Source organism: Vibrio sinaloensis, from assembly GCF_023195835.1.
Classification (GTDB): domain Bacteria; phylum Pseudomonadota; class Gammaproteobacteria; order Enterobacterales; family Vibrionaceae; genus Vibrio; species Vibrio sinaloensis_C.
On record NZ_CP096199.1, the window covers coordinates 397240 to 424115 of the forward strand.

Annotated in this window: 20 protein-coding genes and 7 tRNA genes; 24 read left to right on the forward strand and 3 right to left on the reverse strand. The window is 48.4% G+C overall.

The window, feature by feature from the left end; translation table 11 throughout:
- Positions 1–110 precede the first annotated feature (110 nt).
- Positions 111–1214: an LPS export ABC transporter permease LptF gene (gene lptF / locus MTO69_RS01895; RefSeq protein ID WP_248330627.1), complete on the forward strand. Its 1104-nt coding sequence runs from the start codon at positions 111–113 to the stop codon at positions 1212–1214.
- 3 nt (positions 1215–1217) lie between these two features.
- On the forward strand, positions 1218–2288 hold the full coding sequence (gene lptG, locus MTO69_RS01900) for an LPS export ABC transporter permease LptG (protein WP_248330629.1): 1071 nt from the start codon (positions 1218–1220) through the stop codon (positions 2286–2288).
- Positions 2289–2339: 51 nt separating this feature from the next.
- Here the strand turns inward: lptG and mutS are convergent, their stop codons facing one another.
- Both mutS and MTO69_RS01910 read right to left on the reverse strand, forming a co-directional pair.
- Positions 2340–4901 carry a DNA mismatch repair protein MutS gene (gene mutS, locus MTO69_RS01905; protein WP_248330631.1) on the reverse strand — a complete coding sequence of 854 codons (2562 nt, stop codon included), beginning with the start codon at positions 4899–4901 and terminating at the stop codon, positions 2340–2342.
- A gap of 94 nt (positions 4902–4995) precedes the next feature.
- A complete protein-coding gene (locus MTO69_RS01910; RefSeq protein ID WP_248330633.1) occupies positions 4996–6522 on the reverse strand; it encodes a sensor domain-containing diguanylate cyclase in 1527 nt (508 codons plus the stop codon).
- Positions 6523–6669: 147 nt separating this feature from the next.
- On the opposite strand from MTO69_RS01910, the gene MTO69_RS01915 reads away from it, so the two are divergent.
- The 20 genes from MTO69_RS01915 to luxS all read left to right on the forward strand — a co-directional run bounded on the left by MTO69_RS01915 (position 6670) and on the right by luxS (position 24651).
- Positions 6670–7152 carry a CinA family protein gene (locus MTO69_RS01915; RefSeq protein ID WP_248330635.1) on the forward strand — a complete coding sequence of 161 codons (483 nt, stop codon included), beginning with the start codon at positions 6670–6672 and terminating at the stop codon, positions 7150–7152.
- Between the two features lie 187 nt (positions 7153–7339).
- Positions 7340–8386: a recombinase RecA gene (recA, locus tag MTO69_RS01920; RefSeq protein ID WP_248330649.1), complete on the forward strand. Its 1047-nt coding sequence runs from the start codon at positions 7340–7342 to the stop codon at positions 8384–8386.
- Positions 8387–8512: 126 nt separating this feature from the next.
- Positions 8513–8932 carry a recombination regulator RecX gene (recX, locus tag MTO69_RS01925; RefSeq protein WP_432715649.1) on the forward strand — a complete coding sequence of 140 codons (420 nt, stop codon included), beginning with the start codon at positions 8513–8515 and terminating at the stop codon, positions 8930–8932.
- A 141-nt stretch (positions 8933–9073) separates the two neighbouring features.
- Positions 9074–11656: an alanine--tRNA ligase gene (alaS, locus tag MTO69_RS01930; protein ID WP_248330653.1), complete on the forward strand. Its 2583-nt coding sequence runs from the start codon at positions 9074–9076 to the stop codon at positions 11654–11656.
- Between the two features lie 192 nt (positions 11657–11848).
- A complete protein-coding gene (locus MTO69_RS01935; RefSeq protein ID WP_248330655.1) occupies positions 11849–13036 on the forward strand; it encodes an aspartate kinase in 1188 nt (395 codons plus the stop codon).
- A gap of 92 nt (positions 13037–13128) precedes the next feature.
- On the forward strand, positions 13129–13326 hold the full coding sequence (gene csrA, locus MTO69_RS01940) for a carbon storage regulator CsrA (protein ID WP_006963114.1): 198 nt from the start codon (positions 13129–13131) through the stop codon (positions 13324–13326).
- Between the two features lie 183 nt (positions 13327–13509).
- Positions 13510–13602: transfer RNA gene (locus MTO69_RS01945), tRNA-Ser, on the forward strand.
- Positions 13603–13663: 61 nt separating this feature from the next.
- Positions 13664–13740, forward strand: a tRNA-Arg gene (locus tag MTO69_RS01950).
- A gap of 24 nt (positions 13741–13764) precedes the next feature.
- Positions 13765–13857 (forward strand) — tRNA-Ser (locus tag MTO69_RS01955).
- A 96-nt stretch (positions 13858–13953) separates the two neighbouring features.
- Positions 13954–14030 (forward strand) — tRNA-Arg (locus MTO69_RS01960).
- Between the two features lie 41 nt (positions 14031–14071).
- Positions 14072–14148 (forward strand) — tRNA-Arg (locus MTO69_RS01965).
- A gap of 62 nt (positions 14149–14210) precedes the next feature.
- Positions 14211–14287: transfer RNA gene (locus MTO69_RS01970), tRNA-Arg, on the forward strand.
- Positions 14288–14736: 449 nt separating this feature from the next.
- Positions 14737–14994, forward strand: coding sequence for an oxaloacetate decarboxylase subunit gamma (locus MTO69_RS01975; protein ID WP_248330657.1), 258 nt, complete (start codon positions 14737–14739; stop codon positions 14992–14994).
- Between the two features lie 31 nt (positions 14995–15025).
- Complete coding sequence (gene oadA, locus MTO69_RS01980; RefSeq protein ID WP_248330659.1) at positions 15026–16807, forward strand: sodium-extruding oxaloacetate decarboxylase subunit alpha; 1782 nt, start codon at positions 15026–15028, stop codon at positions 16805–16807.
- A 9-nt stretch (positions 16808–16816) separates the two neighbouring features.
- A complete protein-coding gene (locus MTO69_RS01985) occupies positions 16817–17950 on the forward strand; it encodes a sodium ion-translocating decarboxylase subunit beta (protein ID WP_248330661.1) in 1134 nt (377 codons plus the stop codon).
- 119 nt (positions 17951–18069) lie between these two features.
- A complete protein-coding gene (locus tag MTO69_RS01990) occupies positions 18070–19020 on the forward strand; it encodes an NADP-dependent oxidoreductase (protein WP_248330663.1) in 951 nt (316 codons plus the stop codon).
- Positions 19014–19475 (forward strand): YqaA family protein, encoded by a 462-nt coding sequence (locus tag MTO69_RS01995; protein ID WP_248330665.1) that lies wholly within the window; start codon positions 19014–19016, stop codon positions 19473–19475. Before MTO69_RS01990 ends, MTO69_RS01995 begins: the two co-directional genes overlap by 7 nt.
- Positions 19476–19484: 9 nt before the next feature.
- Complete coding sequence (locus MTO69_RS02000) at positions 19485–22343, forward strand: M16 family metallopeptidase (RefSeq protein WP_248330667.1); 2859 nt, start codon at positions 19485–19487, stop codon at positions 22341–22343.
- 108 nt (positions 22344–22451) lie between these two features.
- Positions 22452–24020: a glutamate--cysteine ligase gene (gshA, locus tag MTO69_RS02005; RefSeq protein ID WP_248330669.1), complete on the forward strand. Its 1569-nt coding sequence runs from the start codon at positions 22452–22454 to the stop codon at positions 24018–24020.
- Between the two features lie 112 nt (positions 24021–24132).
- Positions 24133–24651 carry an S-ribosylhomocysteine lyase gene (gene luxS / locus MTO69_RS02010; protein WP_248330671.1) on the forward strand — a complete coding sequence of 173 codons (519 nt, stop codon included), beginning with the start codon at positions 24133–24135 and terminating at the stop codon, positions 24649–24651.
- Between the two features lie 44 nt (positions 24652–24695).
- Here the strand turns inward: luxS and MTO69_RS02015 are convergent, their stop codons facing one another.
- Complete coding sequence (locus MTO69_RS02015) at positions 24696–25172, reverse strand: RDD family protein (RefSeq protein WP_248330673.1); 477 nt, start codon at positions 25170–25172, stop codon at positions 24696–24698.
- A gap of 192 nt (positions 25173–25364) precedes the next feature.
- Here MTO69_RS02015 and MTO69_RS02020 point away from each other — a divergent pair.
- Both MTO69_RS02020 and MTO69_RS02025 read left to right on the forward strand, forming a co-directional pair.
- A tRNA-Leu gene (locus tag MTO69_RS02020) sits at positions 25365–25449 on the forward strand.
- 728 nt (positions 25450–26177) lie between these two features.
- Positions 26178–26873 carry a VC0807 family protein gene (locus tag MTO69_RS02025; protein WP_248330675.1) on the forward strand — a complete coding sequence of 232 codons (696 nt, stop codon included), beginning with the start codon at positions 26178–26180 and terminating at the stop codon, positions 26871–26873.
- Positions 26874–26876 lie beyond the last annotated feature (3 nt).

Here is a 26876-nt window from a genome sequence, read left to right on the forward strand (position 1 = left end):
ACCCTTAAATAAGCGCATTAACAGTTAGCCAAAAATTTAAAAATAAAAGGTTCAACGGGAAATTATAGTGATTCAATTAAAAAAACAAGTTTTGTATAGGTAATTTCAGCGTGATTATTGTTAGATATTTGATCCGCGAGACACTCAAAAGCCAATTAGCGATATTTTTTATCCTATTTTTAGTGTTCTTAAGCCAAAAGTTGATCAAAGTGCTCGCCGATGCCTCGGATGGCGATATTCCCGCAAGTTTGGTGATGCATTATGTCGCTTTGAGTATGCCTTCTATGGGCCTACTGATGCTGCCGTTGAGTCTGTTTTTGGGGATCTTGCTGACTTTCGGTCGTCTGTACGCAGAAAGTGAAATTACCGTGATGAACGCCACTGGCATCGGTAATAAGTTCTTGATCCGCGCAGCTCTCTACCTGGCGGTGATCACCGGACTTATTGCTGGTTTCAACTCGTTCATTTTTTCCCCCTATAGCCAAGATAAACTGGTACAGCTGCAAGAAGAAGTCGAAGCCGAAAACAGCGTTGATCTGCTCAAGAAGGGCCACTTCCAAGGCACGCCAGATGGCTCGTCGGTGGTGTTTATTGATGATATTGACGGAAAGCAGCTCAAGCACGTGTTTGTTGCGCAAATGCGACCGCGAGATTCGATTCTGCCGAGTGTGTCATTCTCTCAATCGGGAGAGGTGAAAGAGCTGAGTGATGGGCGTCAGGTCATTCGCATGTACGACGGTACGCGGTACGAGGGCGTGCCTACTCGGGTTGACTACATGATTACCGAGTTCGATCAATATGAAGGATTGATTGGTCAACGCGATGTCAAACCGAAAGGACGTGATTGGGAGGCGATTCCGACTCTAGAGCTAGTCAAGAATTCTGACCCTCGCGCTCAAGCTGAGCTGCAATGGCGGATTTCGCTGGTGGTGTGTATCCCACTATTGACGATGTTAGTGGTGCCGCTGTCTGCGGTGAATCCGCGCCAAGGTCGCTTTGCCAAAATGGGGCCGGCTATTTTGATTTACCTTGCGTACTTCTTATCGATCAGTGCCACCAAGTCAGCGCTGGAAGATGGCTCTATCCCTGCCGTGATTGGTATGTGGCCAATCAATGCTGCCTTGTTGTTAACGGCAATTGGCATCAACTCGATGGACAGCATCCCTGTTCGCCGCTTTAAAGATAAACTTAGACAAAGAAGAAAGGCAGCGTAACTCGTGTTTAAAATTCTCGATCTGTATATCGGCAAAACCATTATTGCGACCACATCTTTGGTGCTGGCGACCTTTGTCGGCTTGTCTGCAATTATTAAGTATGTTGAACAGTTACGTAAGGTTGGCGAGGGCACTTACGATTTAATCCAAGCACTGCTGTTCGTGTTGTTAAGTATTCCTCGCGATATCGAAATGTTCTTCCCAATGGCAGCACTGTTGGGGGCGCTGATTGGGCTGGGTATGTTGGCGTCGAGCTCGGAGCTGGTCGTCATGCAAGCGGCAGGCTTTTCTAAGCTTAATATCGGTATGTCGGTACTGAAAACCGCCGTGCCATTGATGCTTTTGGTCACGTTATTGGGCCAATGGGGCGCGCCACAAGCGCAAAAAATGGCGCGTGATCTACGTGCGTTTGCGACATCAGGTGGGGCTATCTTGTCGGTGCGTACCGGTGTATGGGCGCGTGATGCCAACGACTTTATCTTTATCGGTAAAGTCGAAGACGACAGAATTTATGGCATGAATATGTGGCGCTTTGATCAAGACAAGCGCCTAGCGAGTATTGTCCATGCGGCTGAAGTGGAGTACGAGTCCGAGAACACTTGGATAATGAAAAACGTTCAACTGACTGAAATGGTCGATGAGGTGCAAATCAGCAAACAGAGCTTGCCTGAGTATCGTTGGACCACCTCGCTTGCGCCCGATAAGTTGGCGGTGGTGACGGTCAAACCCGAAGAGCTGTCTCTGGGTGGTTTGTATGACTATGTCAGTTACTTAAAAGCGTCAGAGCAAGATCCTGCTCGCTATGAGTTGGCATTTTGGCGCAAAGTCACTCAGCCATTCTCGATTGCGGTGATGATGCTGATGGCATTGTCGTTTATCTTTGGTCCATTGCGTAGTGTGACCATGGGGGCGAGGATTCTGTCCGGGGTGATTGCTGGATTTACCTTCTATATTTCGAGTGAGTTTTTCGGCCCACTCAGTCTGGTGTATAACATCCCGCCGGTCTTTGGTGCCGTGATGCCAAGCGTCGTGTTCTTGTCGGTCGCACTGATGTTATTAAGAAGAAAACTGTAAGTTTTCTGCGCGGAATAAAAAACGGCAAGCTTTAGGGCTTGCCGTTTTGCATCATAGTAGTTTTTTCAACCGATACAACTCTTCAAGCGCTTGCCTTGGCGTTAGGTCATCAGGGTCAATGTTAGCAAGAGCTTGTTCAACCTCACTCGCTTCTGGAATCAAACTTAACTGATTGGCGATGTCGACCGCCGTGCCTCGCGGAGCGCTGTCTGCGATTTGGCCTATCTGCTCTAATTGCGTCAACTTAGCGCGCGCGTTTTTAATCACGCTCTTAGGAACGCCAGCAAGGCCGGCAACCGCAAGACCATAAGATTTACTCGCAGCGCCTTCTTGCACCGCATGCATAAAGGCGATGCTGTCGCCATGTTCGACCGCATCGAGGTGCACGTTTGCCATCCCCGGTAGCAAGTGTGGCAATTCGGTGAGCTCAAAGTAATGGGTCGCAAACAGCGTCATCGCGCCGATTTGTTTGGCGAGCCATTCAGCACTCGCCCAAGCTAGGGACAGACCGTCATAAGTACTGGTGCCGCGGCCGATTTCGTCCATGAGCACTAAGCTGTTCGCGGTTGCATTGTGCAAAATGTTGGCGGTCTCGGTCATTTCGACCATAAAGGTAGAGCGCCCTGACGCCAAGTCATCCGAAGCGCCGATTCGGGTAAAGATGCGATCGACAGAACCAATCTGCGCCGATTCAGCCGGTACGTAAGAACCTATGTGTGCCATGAGCGCAATCAGTGCCGTTTGACGCATATAGGTCGACTTACCGCCCATATTGGGGCCAGTGATAATCAACATCTTGCGCTGTGGGTTTAACTCAATCGGGTTGGCAATGAATGGCTCGTCCATCACTTGTTCCACCACAGGGTGACGGCCATTCTGAATATGAATCCCGACGTCTTTGGTTAACACCGGGCGGCAGTAATCTAGGCTATCGGCGCGCTCTGCTAAGTTTTGTAAGACATCAATTTGCGATAAAGCGGAGGCCAGATTTTGCATCTGCTCTAAGTGAGGCAACAGCAAATCAAACAGTTGCTCCCACAACTGCTTCTCTAGCGCGAGCGCTTTTGACTTGGAGTTGAGTACTTTATCCTCGTGCTCTTTTAGCTCAGGGATAATATAGCGCTCGGCATTTTTTAATGTTTGACGGCGGACATAGTGAGGTGGCACTAAATGACTCTGTCCACGGCTAACTTGAATAAAGAAGCCATGCACATTGTTGTAACCGACTTTAAGGCTATCAATGCCGTGACGTTCGCGCTCGTCTTGTTCGAGCTTTTCTAAATACTCAGTCGCGCCGTCTGCCAACTTGCGCCATTCGTCGAGTTCCGCGTTATAGCCCTCGGCAATCACACCACCATCGCGAATCACCACAGGTGGATTCTCTTTGATCGCGCGCTCGAGTAGCTCACAGACCTCATCCATCGGTGCTGCGTATTGGGCTAGCTTGGCTAAGTAGGGATGACTTAATGCGTTCATCGATTCGGCCAGCTCAGGCAGTTGCTGCATGGCAAAGCGCAGTCGAGCCATGTCGCGTGGTCTGGCGCTACGCAGAGCCAAGCGCGCCAAAATGCGCTCAATATCGCCCACCTGTTTGAGCACCGGATGTAGCTCGGCAAACAGGCCGGCTTCTTTGATCTCTGTGATGGCATCGAGTCGGTGATTGAGCGTATCAATATCGCGCATCGGCTGATGTAGCCAGCGCTTGAGCATACGGCTGCCCATCGCTGTGGCCGTGTGATCAAGCACCTCTGCCAAGGTGTTGTCTGTGCCGCCGGCTAAGTTTTGGGTGATTTCCAAATTGCGGCGAGTCGCTGCGTCGAGAATAACCGAGTGATCTTGTCTATCAAATGTCAGGGAGCGAATATGCGGTAGCGCAGTGCGTTGGGTGTCTTTGACATATTGAATCAGGCAGCCTGCGGCACACAGCCCGAGTTTGGCATGTTCCACGCCGAAGCCAATCAAATCTTTAGTGCCAAACTGTTGGTTTAGCTGCTGCTTAGCGGTGGCGAGCTCAAATTCCCACACGGGACGGCGGCGGTTACCATTGCGCGATGACATTAAGTGCACTGGCTCAAAGTCTTCGGGGAACAGTAATTCACGCGGAGAGGTACGTTGCAGCTCTGCTGCCATTGCCTCTTCGCTGTGTGGCTCCATCAACTGAAAGCGGCCAGAGGTAATATCCAAGGTCGCGTAACCAAACTTACCATTATGGTGATAGATTGCCGCGATAAGGTTGTCTAAACGCTCCGAGAGCAAAGCTTCGTCAGTCACGGTGCCTGGAGTGACTATACGGACGACTTTGCGTTCTACCGGCCCTTTGCTGGTGGCAGGATCGCCAATCTGTTCACATATCGCTACTGACTCACCGAGCTGAACCAATTTCGCTAAATAGCCTTCGACCGCATGAAAAGGTACCCCGGCCATCGGGATCGGCTCTCCTGCGGATGCGCCTCGTTTGGTCAGAGAGATGTCCAATAGCTGAGAGGCACGTTTTGCGTCATCGTAAAACAGCTCATAAAAATCCCCCATGCGATAGAACAGCAAGATATCAGGATTCTCAGCTTTGAGCTTGAGGTATTGCTGCATCATGGGCGTGTGTTTTTGCTCTTTCATACAAGTCGTTGGCAAACAGTTCAAATTACCCCGCAGGGTATCAAAACAGCACCAGTAAGGGCAATCAGAGCGCAGAGAATAACCGAGGGTGGAACTACTTTTCTAATGCCAAGTCTTTAACATGCGTCGCCTGCGCTTTGCCTTTTTGTTTCGAGGTATAAAGTGCTTGGTCGGTATGTTCAAACAAGGTGTTCAAATCGTAGGGGCAGTCAGGAGTGTGGGTCGCGATACCTATGCTCAAACTGAGCTCTCCGCGTCCAATGGGCAGATCTTTAAATGAGTCTATTAGTCGATTCGCATAGTTAATGGCGTCTTCTTGGTGCAAATCGGGCGAAATTAACACAAATTCATCGCCTCCCCAGCGCCCGATCGAATCATAAGGTCGCGTGTGTTCGCGTAAGAAGTTCGCAACTTGAGTCAAGATAGCGTCTCCCTCGGCGTGGCCGAGTTGATCGTTGACTTGCTTAAAGTTATCCAGATCAATTAACAGCAGTGACACTGGCGCTTGATTGCGCTCAGAGCGTGCCAGCTCTTTGAACAGCAGTTGATCAATACTACGTCGGTTGTGTAGGTGGGTGAGATAGTCGAGTTCCGCGACTTGCTTTAACGCGTTTTGCTCTCTCATATCACGAATAACACAGATAGTGCGAGGTTGGTTACCTATGGTGGTGGACGAGATGGCGATTTGTACTTCAACCGGTTCACCGTCTTTCGTCAGCCCGACAATCTTTTGCCGTTTGTCGGTCATCAGCCGAGACTGCTGCTTGGCCTGAAATTGATCGCGATACTGACGATGAGCGCTCTTAAGCTTAGGGTCAATCAAGTCCTCCACTGAAAGCTGTTTCATTTCACCGTTTGTATAGTTGAACAACTGACAAGCCATCTTGTTGGCGCCGAGAATTTTTCCGTGCTGATCGATGTAGAGAATACCATCTGGAGAGACATCAAAGATCTCTGCCAATTCTTGCAGCAGGAAGTGAGAGTGTTTAATGGCGCGCAGAATAAACCAAGTGCTGATGATAATCAGCGGGAACAACAGTAAGTTGAACAACCACATGTAGAGGCTAATCTGCTCAAGTTTGCTTTTTGATGAACTCAGTATTTGGTCTACTTTAGGTAACACACTGTTTTGAATAGCTGTCAGCGCCGCCAACGCCGGAGTGTCGTCCACTTTGACTATGTTATCCAGATCAGTGATCGATGTCGCTGCTGCGACTTGTCGTGCGATAAGCAGTTTTTGATAATATTCTTCGAGGGTCGCGTTGAGTTGATTGACGTCGGCTTTGAGCTCAGAGCCTTCTACTAAGGTTTGCAGCAGGTAGATGTTTTCCTTGAGTCGCAGGTACTTCTGTTGGGCACGTTCGAAATAAGTATTGTCACGTCGAATCACATAATTTTTAAAATGGTGAATAAAGCCAACATAACCAAGATCGCGCTCAATACTTGAGATGGTTTGGCTAATGGTAATTTGCTCGACGTACTGTTTGTTTAGTTGATCGCGCAGTGTTTGCAGTGTTTGTGTCTTGCTATAAATGTATATCGCTAACAATACGTTCGCTATAACCGCAATCAAAACAATGAAGAGGTAAGAACGTTGCGAGCGTTGTAGTTGCTTATACATAAACACGATTCCGAAGTCGTAAGATTTAAATGCTTTTTGTTGCATATTGAAAGTTAAGCTTAGACGACAAATCGCGTATTTTCATAAAATTAGCGGTTGATGATAGAGTGTTGTTTTCGATCCATTTGGCAATGGCAAGGATAAAAAATGGGCTGGGCAGAAAAGTTAGGTAAGTTATTAAAACAGCGTAACCAGGTGTTAGTGACTGCGGAATCATGCACGGGTGGTGGTGTCGCTGCGGCGATCACCGATATCGCTGGCAGCTCAGAGTGGTTTGATCGTGCGTTCATCACCTACAGCAATCAAGCGAAAATCGAGATGCTGGGTGTCATGCAACAGACGCTAGATCAACACGGCGCTGTGAGTGAAGCTACGGTAGAAGAGATGGTGTCTGGTGCATTACGCTACTCTCCTGCCACGATTGGGGTATCGATCAGCGGCATTGCAGGCCCAGGTGGTGGCAGTGTGGAGAAGCCAGTTGGTACCGTGTGTTTTGCCTGGGCAGATAAAAGTGGCTGGTTAGAACGTCGCACTTACCACTTGGACGGTGACCGGGGACAGGTTCGCCAACAAGCCGTTGAAATCGCACTTAAAGTACTGTACGAACGGTTGACTAGTTTGAGCGAGTGAGCAATGCAAAGCTTTAAATGCAAACTAAATCATATAGATAGCAATGCTAGTCAAAAAAAATAGGCTAAGCTATGGACACTGTATGAATCAACAGTATAATGGCTTTCATTGATGGTTTAGCCCTCACGCTAAAACTAAGAATTAAGTATAAAGTCATCAGCACTAGATGAATCATTTGGAGAAAGTGATGGACGAGAACAAACAGAAAGCGCTCGCCGCTGCGCTAGGTCAGATTGAAAAGCAGTTCGGTAAAGGCTCTATTATGCGTCTTGGCGACAACCGCGCAATGGATGTAGAAACGATTTCTACTGGCTCACTTTCTCTCGATATTGCCCTTGGTGCTGGTGGTTTGCCGATGGGACGTATTGTTGAAATCTACGGTCCAGAATCTTCAGGTAAAACCACACTGACACTTGAGTGTATCGCCGCGGCGCAAAAGCAGGGCAAAACCTGTGCCTTTATCGATGCGGAACACGCTCTGGATCCTGTCTATGCTAAAAAACTGGGTGTCGACATTGATGCACTGCTTGTTTCTCAGCCTGACACGGGTGAACAAGCTCTTGAGATTTGTGACGCATTAGCACGCTCTGGCGCTATCGACGTGATGGTAGTTGACTCGGTTGCAGCGCTGACTCCTAAGGCTGAAATTGAAGGTGAGATGGGCGATAGCCACATGGGTCTTCAAGCGCGTATGCTTTCTCAAGCCATGCGTAAGCTGACGGGTAACCTCAAGCAATCGAACTGTATGTGTATCTTCATCAACCAAATCCGTATGAAGATTGGTGTGATGTTTGGTAACCCAGAAACAACCACAGGTGGTAACGCACTTAAGTTCTATGCGTCTGTTCGCCTTGATATTCGTCGTACTGGCTCAATCAAAGAAGGTGACGAAGTGGTGGGTAACGAAACCCGCATCAAAGTGGTGAAGAACAAAATTGCCGCTCCATTTAAACAAGCTGAAACGCAAATCATGTACGGTCAAGGCTTTAACCGCGAAGGTGAGCTTATCGATCTCGGTGTGAAACACAAACTGATTGAGAAAGCAGGTGCATGGTACAGCTACAATGGCGATAAGATTGGTCAAGGTAAAGCGAATGCAGGCAAGTTCCTGCGTGAAAACCCAGAAGCGGCACAAGCTATCGATGCTAAATTACGTGAAATGCTGCTTTCGCCTGCGGAAATTCAGCCTGACGATGCTGAATTAGGCCAAATGCCAGAGCAAGAAGAGCTATAAGTTCATTTCGGTTCAATTAAGCCCTGCACATGCGGGGCTTTGTTGTATTGGTAGGGCTTGAATGTATTAGGAGGAGCATTGACGTTCGAACGTAAACCGCCAACGCTGTCGAGTAAAGAGGCTGCCATGCAGTTACTAAGCCGACGTGATCACGGCGAGTATGAGTTGTATCAAAAGTTGGCCCTGAAAGGGTATGACCAGCAAGAGATTCAGCAAGCGGTCAATTTTTGTCAGGATCATAACTACCTTGATGATCTTCGCTATGCGAAAAGCCAGATTCGCCAACATGTGTACAAAGGCCATGGTGAGCGACGAATTCGACAAGAGTTGCAGCAAAAGCGTGTCGCAGATTCGGTAGTTGAGGCCGCATTAGTTGAAGAGCAGCAAGATTGGTTTGAGTTAGCAAAACAAGCGGCACAGAAGAAATTTAAAGGCAATCGCGCCAAAGACCAAAAAGAGTACGCCAAACAAGTACGGTTTCTACAGTATCGCGGCTATAGCTTTGAGCAAATTAGCTATGCACTGGGCGCTGATGAACAAGATTAACCGACAATAACCCATCGATTTAACGATTTGATTCGCAATCCACATTCAATCTGCTCTTTTCTGCGAGAAAACTAGTCGTAGCGTTAACCATGATCTACAATAGCGCAAAATTCTAACTCGACTATTTTTAGGAAGAGCTGCATGTACATGAGCACTGATGAGGTTCGTAACGCGTTCCTCAAATTCTTTGAGAGCAAAGGACACCAAATCGTAGAAAGTTCATCGTTAGTACCGCATAACGACCCAACCCTGCTATTTACTAACGCGGGTATGAACCAATTCAAAGATTGCTTCTTGGGCGCTGAAAAACGTGCCTACACGCGAGCAACTACGGCTCAGCGTTGTGTACGTGCGGGTGGTAAACACAATGACCTAGAAAACGTCGGCTTTACGGCTCGCCACCACACCTTCTTCGAAATGCTCGGCAACTTCAGTTTTGGTGATTACTTCAAAGAAGATGCAATCGCTTTTGCCTGGGAGTTTCTGACTGAAACATTGAAATTGCCAAAAGAACGTCTGTTAGTAACTGTTTACGAGACCGATGACGAAGCATTTGAGATCTGGAACAAAAAAGTCGGTGTTCCTGCAGATCGTATTGTACGCATTGGCGATAAAGAAGGCGGTAAGCAGTACGAGTCTGACAACTTCTGGACCATGGGCGATACAGGTCCATGTGGTCCTTGTACCGAGATTTTCTACGATCACGGTGAGCACATCTGGGGTGGTCGTCCTGGTACACCTGAAGAAGATGGTGACCGCTTCATCGAGATCTGGAACAACGTATTCATGCAGTTCAACCGCCATGCAGACGGCACAATGGAACCGCTACCGAAACCATCAGTCGATACCGGCATGGGTATCGAGCGTATCTCTGCCATCATGCAAGGTGTGCATTCAAACTACGAAATCGATGTGTTCCAAACGCTGATCAAAGCCGCTGCTGACGTGATTGGCTACCAAGATCTCTCTAACCAATCACTGCGTGTGATTGCTGACCACATCCGTTCCTGTTCATTCCTCATTGTCGATGGCGTGATGCCTTCTAACGAAGGTCGTGGTTACGTTCTACGCCGTATTATTCGTCGTGCCGTTCGTCATGGTAACAAGCTTGGCGCACAAGGCGTGTTCTTCCACAAACTGGTTGGCGTGCTGGCTGAGGTGATGGGCAGCGCAGGTGAAGAGCTTAAAAAGCAACAAGCGATTGTGGAAAAAGTCCTGCGTATCGAAGAAGAGAACTTCGGCCGTACCCTTGAACGTGGCATGGCGATTCTTAACGAAGCATTGGATAACCTAGACGGTAAAGTACTCGACGGTGAAACCGTCTTCAAACTTTACGACACTTATGGTTTCCCAGCAGACCTAACTAACGACGTTGCACGTGAGCGTGACTTTGCGATCGACGAACAAGGTTTCGAGCAAGCGATGGAAGAGCAGCGCCAACGTGCGCGCGAAGCGGGTCAATTTGGCACCGATTATAATGCCACCATCAAAACCGACGCCGAGTCTGAGTTCTGTGGTTACACTGGCACACAAGGCATTAGCACAGTTGCGGAAATCTTTGTTGAAGGTGAAGCGACTGAAACGTTATCGGCTGGGGACAAGGCCATTGTTGTTCTTGGTGAAACGCCATTCTACGCGGAATCGGGCGGCCAATGTGGTGATACTGGCGTACTGAAGACTGAATCGGGGCTGTTCCAAGTGGAAGATACCCAAAAGCTGGGCAACGCCATTGCCCATCACGGTATCCTAGCCGAAGGCGTGTTGGCCAAAGGTGATGAAGTCGAAGCGGTAGTCGATGCCGAGCGCCGTGCTTCAATTTCACTTAACCACTCAGCAACTCACCTACTTCATGCGGCATTACGTCACGTGCTTGGCGAACATGTCACGCAAAAAGGCTCACTAGTTAAACCAGAGGGCTTGCGTTTTGACTTCTCGCACCTAGAAGCGGTCACTGCAACTGAACTCAAACAGGTTGAGCGTTTAGTCAACGCGCAAATTCGCCGTAACCATACCGTTGAAACCAATGTTATGGATATTGAATCAGCGAAGAAGAAAGGCGCAATGGCGTTGTTCGGCGAGAAGTACGACGATGAAGTGCGCGTTCTCTCTATGGGTGATTTCTCAACAGAGCTTTGTGGTGGTATCCACGCTGCAAATACCGGTGAGATTGGCCTGTTTAAGATTATTTCTGAAGGTGGCATTGCGGCGGGCATTCGTCGAATCGAAGCCGTTACCGGTGAATATGCATTAGACGCAATCGAAGCTCAAGCGGCTAAGTATGAAGAGAAGTTGGCTGAATCAGCGTCAAAAGCAAAAGCGCTTGAAAAAGAAGTGCAAAAGCTGAAAGACAAAATGGCAGCGGCTGAAAGTGCCAACATTATGGGCAAAGCTCAGTTGATCAATGACGTTAAAGTCTTGATTGCAGGTATGGAAGGCGCTGATAGCAAAAACCTACGCACCATGGTTGATGACATCAAAAACCAAATGGGTAGCGGCGTAGTTATGCTCGCCAATGTTAACGATGGCAAAATTGGCTTGATTGCCGGGGTAACCAAAGACTTAATTGGCAAAGTTAAGGCGGGTGATCTGGTTAAGATGGTCGCCGAACAAGTTGGTGGTAAAGGTGGTGGCCGCCCAGATATGGCTCAGGCCGGTGGTAGTGATGTTGCTGCTCTGCCAGAAGCGCTTAAGTCGGTTCAGCCTTGGCTTGAAGAGCGTTTGTAAAAACACGAAATGAACAACAACGCTCAATCAGTTTTTTGATTGAGCGTAACTCTTTTTAATTGACCAAGTGGTTTAATTGGGGCATGCGTGACTCAATTAAACCACTTGGTTTTTGTTATAACGACTGTAATCAATATTCAACTTATTGAAAGCAGTCCCAATGAGACTTTGGTCTTGGGAAGGTGAAGACTGGTGAAAAAGCCCCTTATCGTGCAAAAGTTTGGCGGAACCTCTGTGGGTTCGATTGAAAGAATTCATACCGTTGCCGAACACATCATTAAGGCGAAAAATGATGGTAATCAAGTTGTTGTTGTTGTTTCTGCTATGTCTGGCGAAACCAATAGACTGATGGAGCTGGCGAAGCAAGTCGACAGTGTACCAACAGCGCGAGAACTTGATGTTTTGCTCTCTGCTGGTGAGCAAGTGTCTATGGCTCTATTAGCGATGACGCTAAATAAAATGGGTTATGCGGCTCGCTCACTTACCGGAGCACAAGCAAGCATTGTGACAGACAATCAACACAATGATGCGACGATTAAACATATTGATACCTCAAGGATCAGGGCGCTGCTTGAGCAAGACCAAGTGGTGATTATTGCGGGTTTTCAAGGTATCAATGAAGTAGGGGACATCACCACGCTAGGACGTGGCGGCTCAGACACCAGTGCGGTGACTTTAGCTGGAGCGTTAAGCGCGGATGAATGCCAGATTTTTACCGATGTTGATGGTATCTACACGTGTGATCCAAGAGTGGTTAAGTCGGCGAAGAAATTGGCGGTGATCGATTTCCCATCGATGGAAGAGATGGCTCGCAAAGGCGCGAAAGTGCTGCATCTTCCTTCTGTCCAATATGCATGGCAGCACAATGTCCCACTGCGGGTTTTGTCGACGTTCGACAACAACTCAGGCAGCTTGGTCAAAGGGGATGTGTGTCAGTCGGATGTCTGCGGCGTCGCAATTCAACGTGATATGTGCTTGATCACGATTGAAAAAGAGGCTTTAACCGGTCTGAAAAAACAGTGTCAAATGCTAGGTGTCACCATTTGGAATGTGATCGAGCAAACAGAATGGGCAGGTGTTGTGATAAAACACGAGGCTTATGCAAAACTGGAACTGGTTTTCGGCGATAAAATCCGCAATAGTGAAACGGTCAGCTTGTTAACGGCCGTTGGTCTTCAAGTCGAAGGATTGGTGGAAAGATCGTACGCTTTACTCGCAGAGCAGGGGATCAGTGTTGAGCACTATGCGCTCGGTGTACAATCGCTGATGTTAGTGATGTCGCCTGAATATGTCGACAAAGCGGCTAACATACTGCATGATGCTTACATTACTTCTGCGCAGGCGGTCGAATCCCAGCAAAAACAAGCGTTTTTGGGCTAAATTCGGGCGACAATTGAGTTTACGAAAATATCACTTTTGTTGGATAATAGCCTAGTAGCAAGATAAATCAGAGATTACTCAAGGAGCACAGAATGCTAATTTTAACTCGCCGCGTTGGCGAAACTCTTATGATCGGTGATGAAGTCACAGTAACGGTTCTTGGCGTGAAAGGTAACCAAGTACGCATCGGCGTTAATGCCCCGAAAGAAGTGTCTGTTCACCGTGAAGAAATTTACATGCGCATTCAGGCAGAAAAAGGTAATGGTAACACTGCTTCTGGCAACTACTAATTACATCGAGAGGCTGACAAATTGTCGGCCTTTTTTGTGCGTGAAAAACCGTTATTCATAGCAAAAAGAGCGAATTAGCATCGCTTTGATTAAATAGCCAACGGTTGAAGGACTTTTTGCCGTTTTTGCCAAGAAAATGTTTGACATATTTTTGGTAAATCGTAATATGTGCCTCCGCAAGACGGTGAGGTGGCCGAGAGGCTGAAGGCGCTCCCCTGCTAAGGGAGTATACGGTTTGTAGCCGTATCGAGGGTTCGAATCCCTCCCTCACCGCCATTCTTGCTTCTTCTTTATTGAAGAATTGTTCTTTGGAACAGCTTTTAAACGAAAGCATTGCGCGCTCGTAGCTCAGCTGGATAGAGTACCTGGCTACGAACCAGGCGGTCGGAGGTTCGAATCCTCCCGAGCGCGCCATATTTCCTTACCAGGGAATAAAACGGTGAGGTGGCCGAGAGGCTGAAGGCGCTCCCCTGCTAAGGGAGTATACGGTTTGTAGCCGTATCGAGGGTTCGAATCCCTCCCTCACCGCCATTAATTGGCTTATGGCCAATTTTTTTGTTTTAAAGCCCTGTTGTAGCAAAGAACTAGTGTGATATACTTCACACCTCTCGTTTCAGAGAACATTGCGCGCTCGTAGCTCAGCTGGATAGAGTACCTGGCTACGAACCAGGCGGTCGGAGGTTCGAATCCTCCCGAGCGCGCCATTATTTCGTTTGAACAGTCATCGACTTTTTGAACACCCCGTGCGTCCTTAGCTCAGCTGGATAGAGTACCTGGCTACGAACCAGGCGGTCGGAGGTTCGAATCCTCCAGGACGCGCCACTTTTCTCGGTTTTTCTGTATAGAGAGACCTGATATTGACAACGTCGATATCAAAACATTGCGCGCTCGTAGCTCAGCTGGATAGAGTACCTGGCTACGAACCAGGCGGTCGGAGGTTCGAATCCTCCCGAGCGCGCCATCTCTTCAAAGCCCTGCTAACTATAGCAGGGCTTTTTTTATTAACTATCATTTAACATTTTTGAAACCGTTGTTTTACAAGTAATTGTTTTTAATCTTAATTTCCACAATCTTTTAAGTCTATCGCAGTATTGATTCGCTTTTTCGCTTAACGTCGGAAAAGACACAGTTATTTGTGCTTGTTTGGCGCGATATTGCAGATTTATGTGATTTGTGTGACGAATAACTCCCTAGATTTGTGCATTATCCTCAATAGCACCTTAAACAAAATTGACAAAGTTTAACCAATCGAGATAATCCTAGACCTCTTGTCAGGATTTTACTCTGAGTCCTGCCTACCAGAGAGCCAGTTGATGTCTGGTGATAAGTTAGGTTGCGCCATGATGGAACATGAGGTTCTTAGCGATATACCTAGCACTGTTGTCAGGATGACAAAGAAAGGATGCAAAAATGGATAATATTGGAAGCCTGCTAGTAGATGCGGCCACCCTGATGATTACCGGGATGTCGGTCGTATTTATTTTCCTCACTATTCTTGTTTATCTCGTTCGGTTGATGTCAAAGCTGCTTCCCGAAGAAGTGCCAGAGCCGATCGCGACCCCCAATCAAAATAACAAAATTCAAACACCATCTTCTGCTGTTAGCCCGAAGGTAGTTGCGGTCATTTCCGCAGCGGTACATCAGTACCGTACCTCTACCGCTAAGTAGCATTTGATAGGATTAAAAGGAGTTAATGAGCATGTCTAAACCACTAGCTTTAACGGACGTGGTCCTTCGTGACGCCCATCAGTCGCTGTTTGCGACGCGCATGCGTTTGGAGGATATGTTACCTATCGCAGAGGAACTGGATAAAGTCGGTTATTGGTCTCTTGAAACCTGGGGCGGAGCAACATTTGATGCTTGTATTCGCTTCTTAGGTGAAGACCCATGGGAGCGCTTACGTGCTCTGAAGAAAGCGATGCCAAATACGCCAATGCAGATGCTACTGCGCGGGCAAAATTTGTTGGGCTACCGCCACTATGCGGATGACGTTGTAGAAAAGTTCGTGGAACGTGCGCACGCCAATGGTATGGATGTATTCCGTATTTTTGACGCGATGAACGATGTGCGAAACTTTGAAAAGGCGGTGAAAGCGGCTGTTGATGTCGGTGCGCATGCCCAAGGTACACTCTCTTACACAACCAGCCCGGTGCATAATACAGACACTTGGGTGGATCTTGCTAAACGTCTCGAAGATCTGGGTTGTCACTCTTTATGTATCAAAGATATGTCTGGCTTGCTTAAGCCTTATGAAGCGGAAGAGTTGATCACTCGAATCAAAGCGTCTACAGACATTCCTTTGGCGCTCCATTGTCACGCAACGACAGGTCTATCAACAGCGACAGCAGTGAAGGCTGTTGAAGCGGGTGTGGATATCCTTGATACGGCCATCTCTTCAATGAGCTGTACTTACGGTCACACACCAACCGAGACTGTCGTCGCTATGCTGCAAGGCACAGAGCGCGACACCAACCTTAAACTCGACCAAATCGAACCTATCGCGGCTTACTTCCGTGAAGTTCGTAAGAAATACGCCAAGTTTGAAGGCCAGCTAAAAGGGGTTGATTCACGCATCCTTATCGCTCAAGTTCCTGGTGGCATGCTCACTAACATGGAAGGCCAGCTAAAAGAGCAAGGTGCGGCTGATAAGTTGGATGAAGTACTGGAAGAGATCCCACGCGTACGTGAAGATCTTGGCTTTATTCCTCTGGTTACGCCTACTTCTCAGATCGTTGGTACCCAAGCGGTGATCAACGTATTGACGGGCGAGCGCTATAAGAGCATTACCAAAGAGACCGCAGGCGTGTTGAAAGGCGAGTACGGCGCAGCGCCAGCACAGGTCAATGCAGAGCTTCAAGCAAAAGTGCTCGATGGTGCTGAGGCGATTACCTGCCGTCCTGCCGATCTGCTTGAGTCAGAGATGAATGCGTTAACCGAAGAGCTACTGACAAAAGCCAAAGAAGAAGGCATTTCACTCGCAGAAGATACCGTAGATGACGTACTGACCTACGCGCTATTCCCTCAAGTTGGATTGAAGTTCCTTAAAAATCGCCATAACCCGGATGCCTTTGAGCCTGCTCCGTGGCTAGAAGAAGCACCGGCTGCAGTCGCGTCAGCACCGGCGTCGTCAGGTACGGTTGAAACCTACAGCGTGAAAGTGGACGGTCAAGTCTACGATGTTGAGGTAGGACCGCAAGGGCAGCTCACCTCAGTCGCGCCGGCCGCGTCTGCGCCACAAGCCGCCGCACCGGCAGCGCCTGCGACGAGTTCAGAGATGGTACCCGCACCGTTGGCTGGCAACATCTTTAAAGTCAACGTACAAAGCGGCGCTCAGGTAGAAGAGGGTGACGTACTGTTGATCCTTGAAGCGATGAAGATGGAAACCGAAGTGCGCGCAGCGCGCGGCGGCATCGTTCAAGACCTTCATGTGAAAGAAGGCGATGCGGTGACGGTAGGTGCTCCGCTACTGAGTTTAGCGTAAGGGAGTCTCATGGAAGGATTACAGATCTTATGGTCGGAAACAGGGATTGCTCATTTTGAGTTCGGCCAACTGTGTATGATTCTCGTTGGCTGCGTGCTGTTGTTCTTGGCCATTCGCAAAGGATTTGAACCACTGCTGTTATTGCCGATCGGTTTTGGTGCAATTCTAGCTAACATTCCTAATGCGGGCTTTACTGAAGAAGGTGGATTGCTGTACTACGTCTATTACGTTGGGATTGAGTCGGGAATTTTCCCGCTACTGATCTTCATGGGCGTAGGGGCAATGACGGACTTTGGTGCGCTGATCGCCAACCCTAAAACTTTATGGTTGGGCGCGGCAGCACAGTTCGGTATCTTTGCTACTCTGTTCGGCGCAATATTGCTCAACTATGTGCCAGGTATGGAGTTCAGCATGCCAGATGCGGCGTCGATTGCGATTATTGGTGGTGCCGATGGTCCAACCGCCATTTTCTTGGCTAGCCAACTGTCCCCCGATCTACTTGGCGCCATTGCGGTAGCGGCATACAGTTACATGGCTTTAGTACCGATTATTCAGCCACCGATCATGAAAGCGTTGACCAACCCTGAAGAGCGTAAAATTCAGATGGCTCAGCTCCGTCATGTGGGTAAAGCAGAGAAAATTCTGTTCCCATTAGCGGTATTGCTGATGACTATCTTATTCTTGCCTGCGGCAACACCACTGGTGGGGATGTTCTGTCTCGGTAACCTAATGCGCGAAGCGGGTGTGGTCGAGCGTTTATCTAAGACGGCGCAAAACGAGTTGATCAACATTGTGACTATCTTCCTAGGCCTTGGTGTCGGTTCAAAGCTTCAAGCTGAGGAGTTTCTCAATGTAGAAACGCTGGGTATTTTGGCTTTGGGAGCGGTTGCCTTCAGTATTGGTACTGCTGGCGGCGTTTTGATGGCCAAGCTACTTAATAAGTTGTCTAAAGAAGATATCAACCCGTTGATTGGTGCTGCTGGCGTATCTGCGGTTCCTATGGCGGCGCGAGTGGTCAATAAGGTCGGCCTTGAAGCCAACCCTCAGAACTTCTTGTTGATGCACGCAATGGGTCCAAACGTGGCCGGTGTATTGGGTTCTGCTGTAGCCGCAGGTATTCTGTTGGCGCTGGTGGGTTCGTAACAGGTTAATGTGAGCCAGAGGTTAATTTGCGCACAAGTGGTCAACACTGCGCAATAAATGGTATATATTCAAAGGGATGCTATCGCATCCCTTTTTTATATCGATAGGGAAATTAAGCAATGGAAAACAGACAAATCGCAATCTCTCAATTTGGTGATCCTAGTGTCTTGGTCAGTCAAGTCGGCCCAATACCACAACCTCAGGCAGGTGAAGTGTTGGTCAGAGTTCACTTCGCTGGTGTCAACCCTATCGATGTTAAAACGCGCGCTGGTTTAGGCTGGGCTGCATCAGAAAACAAAGACAAACTGCCTTGGGTCCCTGGCTATGACATCGCAGGCGAAATTGTTTCAGTGGGCGAGCAATCTGAGCGCTTTAGTGTTGGAGATAAGGTTGCGGGTTTCGTCGGCTTTCCTTTGCAAGGTGGCGGCTATAGTCAGTATATTGCCGTACCTGAGAGCGAATTGAGTCAGGTACCTGATTCGGTCACGCTAGAAGCCGCCGCTGCCTTGCCGTTAGCTGGTCAAACTGCGGTACAAGCGCTTGATAAAGCCGGGGTCAAAGAGGGGCAACGCGTCTTGATACTTGCTGGCGCAGGAGGCGTCGGCCACATTGCGATTCAAGTGGCTGTGGCAGCGAAGGCGGAAGTGTTCACCACCTGTAGTGAGGCCAATCTAGATTATATGGCAACACTGGGGGCACATGCGGTTAACTATAAATTCGCGCCCGTTTCTGAACGTGTCGAAGAAGCGGATGTGCTGATCGATTTAGTGGGCGGCGATGCCGCACTCGATGCGCTCAACTGTCTTAAAGATGGTGGAACAGTCGTTACGGTACCGACCTTGAGTGCAGAGATGATTTGCGAGAAAGCGAAGCTACTCGGTTTCGAAGCGACTGGTATGTTGGTGGACCCAAATCCAGAACAGTTAGATGCTTTACTGTACATGGTGAGCGTGGGATTGGTGAAAACAGAGATTCAACAGGTGTACCCATTAGACCAGGTGGCTGATGCGCATAAACAGATTGAAACTGGCCATACAAGGGGCAAAATCTTGCTTGATATGCAATGCTAGAAGCGTTTAATAGCGCCTTTGCCTCATTTGCTCTCTGGTTTTCCGATTCGGCACTGTGGGTCCTGTTTTTAAGCGGTTTCCTCAGTGCGACGCTTTTGCCCGGTGGCTCAGAAGCCGGGCTTATCGCCACCCTATCTCTTAATCAATACTCAACTCTGGTCATTATCAGCGTTGCCACGGTCGGTAACACGCTGGGCGGTCTGACTAACTATTGGCTTGGCTTGTGGCTGCCAAATCGAACTCAAGACGAAAAGCATGGTCATAAAGCATTATTATGGTTGAATAAATACGGTTATTGGTCGCTCCTGCTGAGCTGGTTACCCGTCATTGGTGACCCTTTGTGTTTGGCGGCAGGGTGGTTAAGAATGCGTTTTTGGCCATGTTTTTGGCTCATTTTAATCGGTAAAGCGCTGCGTTATAGCCTACTCGCAGCGGTCTATTTTGGATTGTTTTAAGGGGATGTCATGAGAAAGTTCTGGCTTGGTGCGATTTCCCTGATCGCACTGTATGGCTGTACCAATACTACGCTCACTTCGGTACCATTCTTTTCGTCGCTACCACCCGGGGTCACTCTGATTGAAGAGGTCGATGCTCAGCCCGGCAAGGCGATGATCCCATACTCTAAATATCAACTCGAAAACGGCCTGACGGTGATCCTCTCACCGGATGACTCCGATCCTTTGGTTCACGTTGATGTCACCTATCACGTGGGGTCAGCGCGTGAAGAGGTCGGTAAATCGGGCTTTGCCCATTTCTTTGAGCACATGATGTTCCAGGGTAGTGAGAATGTGGGAGACCAGCAGCACTTTAAGATCATCACTGAAGCTGGTGGCTCACTTAATGGCACCACCAATCGCGATCGAACTAACTACTTCGAGACGGTTCCGTCTAACCAGCTTGAAAAAATGCTGTGGCTAGAGTCTGACCGAATGGGCTTTTTGCTCGATGCGGTGTCGCAGCGAAAATTTGAGATTCAGCGAGATACGGTTAAAAACGAGCGTGCGCAAAACTACGATAATCGTCCTTACGGCTTAATGTGGGAGAAAATGGCGGAAGCCATGTACCCTGAAGGTCACCCATACTCTTGGCAAACCATTGGTTACGTAGAGGATTTGGACCGAGTGGATGTCAACGATCTCAAAGCGTTTTTCTTGCGTTGGTATGGGCCGAATAACGCGGTTCTGACCATTGGTGGGGATATTGATGTAGACCAGACGCTCGCTTGGGTAGACAAATACTTTGGCTCTATTCCCGCGGGGCCGCAGGTTGAAAAAGCGCCCAAGCAACCTGCCACCTTAAACGAAGATCGTTACGTAACATTAGAAGATCGTATTCAGCAGCCGATGTTACTCATTGGATGGCCAACTGAGTACAAAGGCGCTGAGCAGCAGGCATCACTCGATGCATTAGCCAAAGTACTGGGTGATGGCGCGAACAGTCTGCTCTACCAAAAACTGGTCAAAACGCAGAAAGCGGTGGATGCCGGTGCTTTCCAAGATTGTGCTGAGCTGGCCTGTACTTTCTACGTCTATGCAATGTCGCCTTCTGGCGATAAAGCCGACTTAAAACCTCTGTATCAACAGCTGATGCAAACCTTAAATGAGTTTGAGGCACAAGGTGTTGATAGTGAGCGTTTGGAGCAAATCAGTGGCATGGCAGAAGCTAATGCCGTATTTGCTTTGCAAAGTGTGCGCGGCAAAGTGTCTCAGTTGGCATCGAATCAAACCTTCTTTGGTCAGCCTGATCGTATTCAATCTCAGCTAGAGCAGATTCGCTCTGTTTCGCCACAGTCGGTGATGGCGGCTTATGAGCAGTATCTCAATGGTCATCACAAAGTGGCGCTGAGTGTCGTACCTAAAGGAAAAACTGAGTTAGCGGCGGCGCCGGCGACCTTTGAGACTCCCGAACGCACTTTACCTGAGTACCAAACCATTACCGAGGACCAACTCGTTTATCGTAAAGCGCAGGATGATTTTGACCGTTCAGTGATGCCGGAGGTGGCAGAAGCCGTCAAAGCTGAAATGCCAGAGCTATACCGAATATACTTTGACAATGGCGCTGAAGTGCTCGGGACTGTGAGCTCGGAAACGCCAACCGTGCAGTTAGAAATTAGTTTCCCAGCCGGGGAGCGCTATGTCGCGCCCGGTCAAGAGGGATTGGCTAACTTGACGGCGGCAATGATGCAAGAAGCAACGTTAGACTCTAGCTTGGAACAGATTCAAGCGCGTCTCGATAAGCTTGGCAGTACTTTGTCGGTAAGTGCCGGTAATTACACCACCACGCTATCGGTTTCTAGTTTGGAGAAACACCTCCCTGAGACGCTGGAAATCGCTCAAGAGGTGTTATTTAAGCCAGCATTTCGTCAACAAGACTTCGAGCGTATCCAAAAGCAGATGCTAGAAAGTATAGTCTATCAACATCAACGACCGAACTGGTTAGCCTCTCAAGCGACTCGCCAAGTGCTGTTTGCCGATACGATTTATCAGCGTCCCAATGATGGCACCGAATCTTCGGTCGCCAATCTTACCCTTGAAGACGTAAAACAGTTTTATCAACGTCATTACACACCACAAGGCGCGCAAATCATCGTTGTGGGGGACATTACCAAGCGCCAAATTCGGCAACAGCTCGACTTTATTGCTCAGTGGCAAGGTAAAATCCCTCCTTTACTCAGAGCGCAGTCCGTGGCACCAATAGCGGAGCAAAAAATCTATTTGGTGGATAAGCCTAGCGCACCACAAACCATAGTGAGAATGGTGCGTCAAGGGTTGCCGTTTGATGCCACAGGAGAGGTGTTCCTAACCCAACTGGCAAACTTCAATTTGGCGGGCAACTTTAATAGTCGATTGAATCAGAACTTGCGTGAAGATAAGGGGTACACGTATGGTGCCAGTGGCTACTTGGCCTCTAATCGAGAGGTTGGCGCGATTGTCTTCTCGGCACAAGTGCGCGCAGATGCAACGCTGCCCGCATTGATTGAAATGCAAAAAGAGCTCGCTGACTACAGTCAAACAGGGATGACAGACGATGAGATGAAATTTTTACGCTTAGCAGTCGGTCAACAAGATGCGCTAAAGTATGAAACGCCTTCACAGAAAGCGGGACTACTTGGTAGTATCCTTGCCTATAGTTTGGATGACGATTACCTCAAGCAGCGCAACGAAATTGTTGAGACCGTCGGAAAAGGCACGCTAAACCAACTCGCGAGCAAGTGGTTTAGTCCAGACGACTATCAAATTATCGTGGTGGGGGATGCTCAAAGCTTAAAACCCCAGCTAGAAAAGTTACAGATTCCGATAGAAGAGCTTGAAATCATCCGTTAGAGCACACATAACATAGTGCATAGCTGAAGGGTGACCTTGGTCACCCTTTATACATTGTTTAGCCAGTTTGGTAGCAATACCAAACCTCTGATATAAGCGAACCTCATTTTGACTGATTTTGCTGCGCGACTAGAGCGAGTTGCACAAAACCCAGACGTGTTTAAGAGTTTTGGACGGGGCGTAGAACGTGAAACGTTGCGCTATCACCAAGATGGTCACTTGGCTACCACATCGCACCCCAGCGCACTGGGTTCTGCTTATGCCAATAGCTTGATCACCACCGATTTCTCCGAGTCGTTATTAGAGTTCATTACCCCAGTCTCCCACGACATTTCAACCTTGGTCTCGCAACTTGAAGATATTCACCACTTTACGCAGACCAAGTTAGGTGCAGAGAAAATGTGGCCGCTCTCGATGCCTTGCTACGTGGGGAGTGAAGATGACATCAAGCTGGCACAATATGGCAGCTCAAACTCTGGAAAAATGAAAACACTCTACCGTGAAGGCTTGAAACGCCGTTACGGGAGCCTGATGCAGATCATCTCTGGCGTGCATTTTAACTTCTCGTTTCCAGAGTCTTTTTGGCAGCAGCTGTTTGGTGACCAAACTGAAGAGCAGCGTCAGCAGAGTAAGTCACAAGCCTACTTTGGCCTGATTCGGAACTATTACCGCTTTGGCTGGTTGATTCCCTATTTCTTTGGGGCATCTCCAGCGCTTTGCTCTTCATTCATTCAGGGGCGCGACACAAAACTTCCGTTTGAAAGCATCGGTGGCACTCTGTATCTCCCCTATGCGACATCGCTTCGAATGAGTGATTTAGGCTATACCAACAGTGCTCAGAGCTCGCTGAAAATTGGCTTTAATAGTCTTGCAGAATACTTAGATGGGTTGAATACAGCCATTCGCACTCCTTCAGAACAGTTCGCCAAGATTGGCGTCAAAGAGGAGGGAGAGTATCGTCAGCTCAACAGTAACGTGCTGCAAATCGAGAACGAATTGTACGCACCGATCCGCCCTAAACGTGTCGCTAAAGCGGGTGAAAAACCTTCAGAAGCTTTGGCTCGAGGTGGGGTCGAGTATATTGAAGTTCGCTCGCTTGATGTGAACCCGTATAGCCCGGTCGGTATTACTCAAGAGCAAGTGCGTTTCTTAGACCTCTTCCTCGCTTGGGCAGCATTGAGTGATTCGGATCCAATGGATTACTGTGAGCAAGCTTGTTGGCGAGAGAACTGGAACAAGGTGATTGTTGAAGGACGTAAGCCGGGTCTTGAGCTGCAAATTGGTTGCAAAGGCGAAGTCCTCACGCTGCAAGCCTGGGCTAAGCGTGTATTTGCTGAACTCACTCAAATTGCCGAGCGTATGGATGCCGTTGAGGGTAGCGGTGCTTATCAAGCTGTGTGCGATAAACTGCTTAGCTGGATTGATAATCCTCAATTGACCATTTCTGGTCAGTTGTTAGCAGACACCAAGCGCCTCGGTGGCCTAGGTAAAGTGGGCTGTACGTTTGGCAATGAGTACCGTGAGCGACATCTCAATCATCAATATCGCATTTATAGTGCCGAGTTGATGGAGCAAGAAGTGGTTCGTTCCCGAGCCGCACAAGCCGAGATCGAAGCCTCAGATACCCTAGATTTTGATGAGTTCTTGGCTCAATATTTTAGTTATTTGCAGGTATAGCGCGTCGCGCAATATCAACCACAACATGGAACAATGTCGGGAGAGGCACCTCTCCCGTTTACCAAACAGACAGTGAATAGCTCATCGCGAGTTATATAAATGGAGAAGGACAATGCCGTTACTTGATAGTTTTACCGTTGATCATACACGAATGAATGCCCCGGCTGTTCGCGTTGCAAAAACGATGACCACACCAAAGGGTGACACCATCACCGTGTTTGATTTACGTTTTACTGCGCCTAATAAGGATATTCTGTCTGAAAAAGGTATTCATACTTTAGAGCACCTTTATGCTGGCTTTATGCGCAATCACCTTAACAGCGACAGTGTGGAAATCATTGATATTTCACCTATGGGTTGTCGTACCGGTTTCTACATGAGCTTGATTGGTACCCCACAAGAGCAGCAAGTGGCTGACGCTTGGCTAGCGGCGATGAAAGATGTGCTGAAAGTTGAGAATCAAAACAAGATCCCTGAGCTGAATGAGTATCAATGTGGCACCGCAGCGATGCACTCTTTGGATGAAGCGAAACAGATTGCCGAAGCTATTTTGGCCGCTGGCATTTCAGTCAATAAAAACGACGAGCTAGCGCTTCCAGAAGCGATGCTGAAAGAGCTTAAAGTCGACTAGAAATTGCAACCACTAAAAAAGGAAGGCTGAGCCTTCCTTTTTTATTAATTGGCTTTTGGCAAAACCACTACTTGGGTTTTAGCCCAAATATCATGAAATCCGCGCTTTTTCGGGTCGAGCGGCACCAATAGGTTGGCTAAGCCAAATCCTGATGTCGCAATGCGAATCAGACATTGTGTGACAGAGACGGCCTGACCATCAACACTGCGTAAGTGCAGTTTCCACGCGCGCATCCCCAGCGTTTGTCCAGCGCGGGTCCAAAAATAGACAAAGAAGTAGATCCACACAAAAGCGAGATAGGCGGTATAAACAGGGCTCCACACCGGGTGATTAGTGAGGAAGTCGCTGACATCCGCATAACTGCCAACTTGGAAAATTCCCATCGCCATGAGTGCATGCAGAATCGCAATCACGATACCAGCCGCCATCATTTCCACAGCAATAATGATCAATCCATCGTAAAAAAGAGCCCCCAAGCGGCGAAACAAGCCTGCGGGTGGTAAAGAGTCAGTCTTTGACATAAAAATGGCTTACCCAAACTAAAATAAGGCGCAAGAATATAGTCTTGCTTTCGATCTGAAAAGAGACCTTGCGCACAGCTTATCGATTTGTGGCGATTTTATCAGCAAACGACAATTAATTCAGTCTTTTGCACTTGCACGAACGCCTACCATACGTATAATGCCAATCATCAAAGGGCAAAGCCCCAAGATGCCGGTGTGGTGAAATTGGTATACACGACGGATTCAAAATCCGTTGCCTTCGGGCGTGGCGGTTCAAGTCCGCCCACCGGTACCATACAAAGAAAGGTCGCTTTTATAGCGGCCTTTCGTCGTTTTAGGTGTTTGAACATTTCAACTGGCGTTCAAGCGTTGCCTTCGCGGTGACGGCAGGAATGCCTGTCCAATCAGTCCGCCCACCGGTACCATACAAAGAAAGGTCGCTTTTATAGCGGCCTTTCGTCGTTTTAGGTGTTTGAACATTTCAACTGGCGTTCAAGCGTTGCCTTCGCGGTGACGGCAGGAATGCCTGTCCAATCAGTCCGCCCACCGGTACCATACAAAGAAAGGTCGCTTTTATAGCGGCCTTTCGTCGTTTTAGGTGTTTGAACATTTCAACTGGCGTTCAAGCGTTGCCTTCGCGGTGACGGCAGGAATGCCTGTCCAATCAGTCCGCCCACCGGTACCATACAAAGAAAGGTCGCTTTTATAGCGGCCTTTCGTCGTTTTAGGTGTTTGAACATTTCAACTGGCGTTCAAGCGTTGCCTTCGCGGTGACGGCAGGAATGCCTGTCCAATCAGTCCGCCCACCGGTACCATACAAAGAAAGGTCGCTTTTGTAGCGGCCTTTCGTCGTTTTAAGCGCTCCAAAAATTTACTACTCCGAGTAAGCGCGACATGGCACATTTTTCTGTGCGCCGTCACAAGTCGTTACACAGGGTGAGCGCTAAGCGCTTTACATCTGCTTTGAAGCAAGGAACAATTCCGCTTCGAGCTGCATGATGTAGCGGAAAGTGATGGAAGATTATGAGTAGTACTGAAGCAAGAAAACCCAATCCACTGTTTGAGATCGTAATTAACGTTCTTTTACCTTCTCTGATTTTAATGAAGCTCAGTGGAGACGAGTACTTAGGCACAGCCATGGCGTTGATCGTCGCTTTGGCCTTTCCCGCTGTCTATGGCGCGATGGAGCTGATTCGCCACAAAAAATTCAATTTTATTGCGGCACTCGGTTTTGTGAGTGTGCTTCTAACCGGAGGTATAGGGCTACTTGAGCTCGATACAAAATGGCTCGCATTGAAAGAGGCATTGATCCCCGGTTTGATTGGCCTAGTCGTGTTTGGGTCGAGCTTTACTCGTTATCCCGTCGTTAAGAAGCTCATTTTTAACGACACCTTGCTGAACCTTGAAGTGATCAAGCAAAAATTAGGGCAAGCGGGTAAACAGGCGGCTTTCGAACGTTGTTTGTCGACCTCAAATTACCTATTTGCCAGCACCTTTATGTTCTCTTCGGCGATGAACTACTTTCTTGCCACCTGGATCGTAACCAGCCCAGCAGGCACCGCCGAGTTTAATGAGCAATTGGGTAAAATGACCCTGTACAGTTACCCGATGATTGCCATTCCGAGTATGTTGATGATGATCGGCATTTTTTATTATGTTTGGCGTCAAGTGCGCAAAATGACGGGGCTGGAAACCGAGCAGATATTCCATCTCAAATAAAGC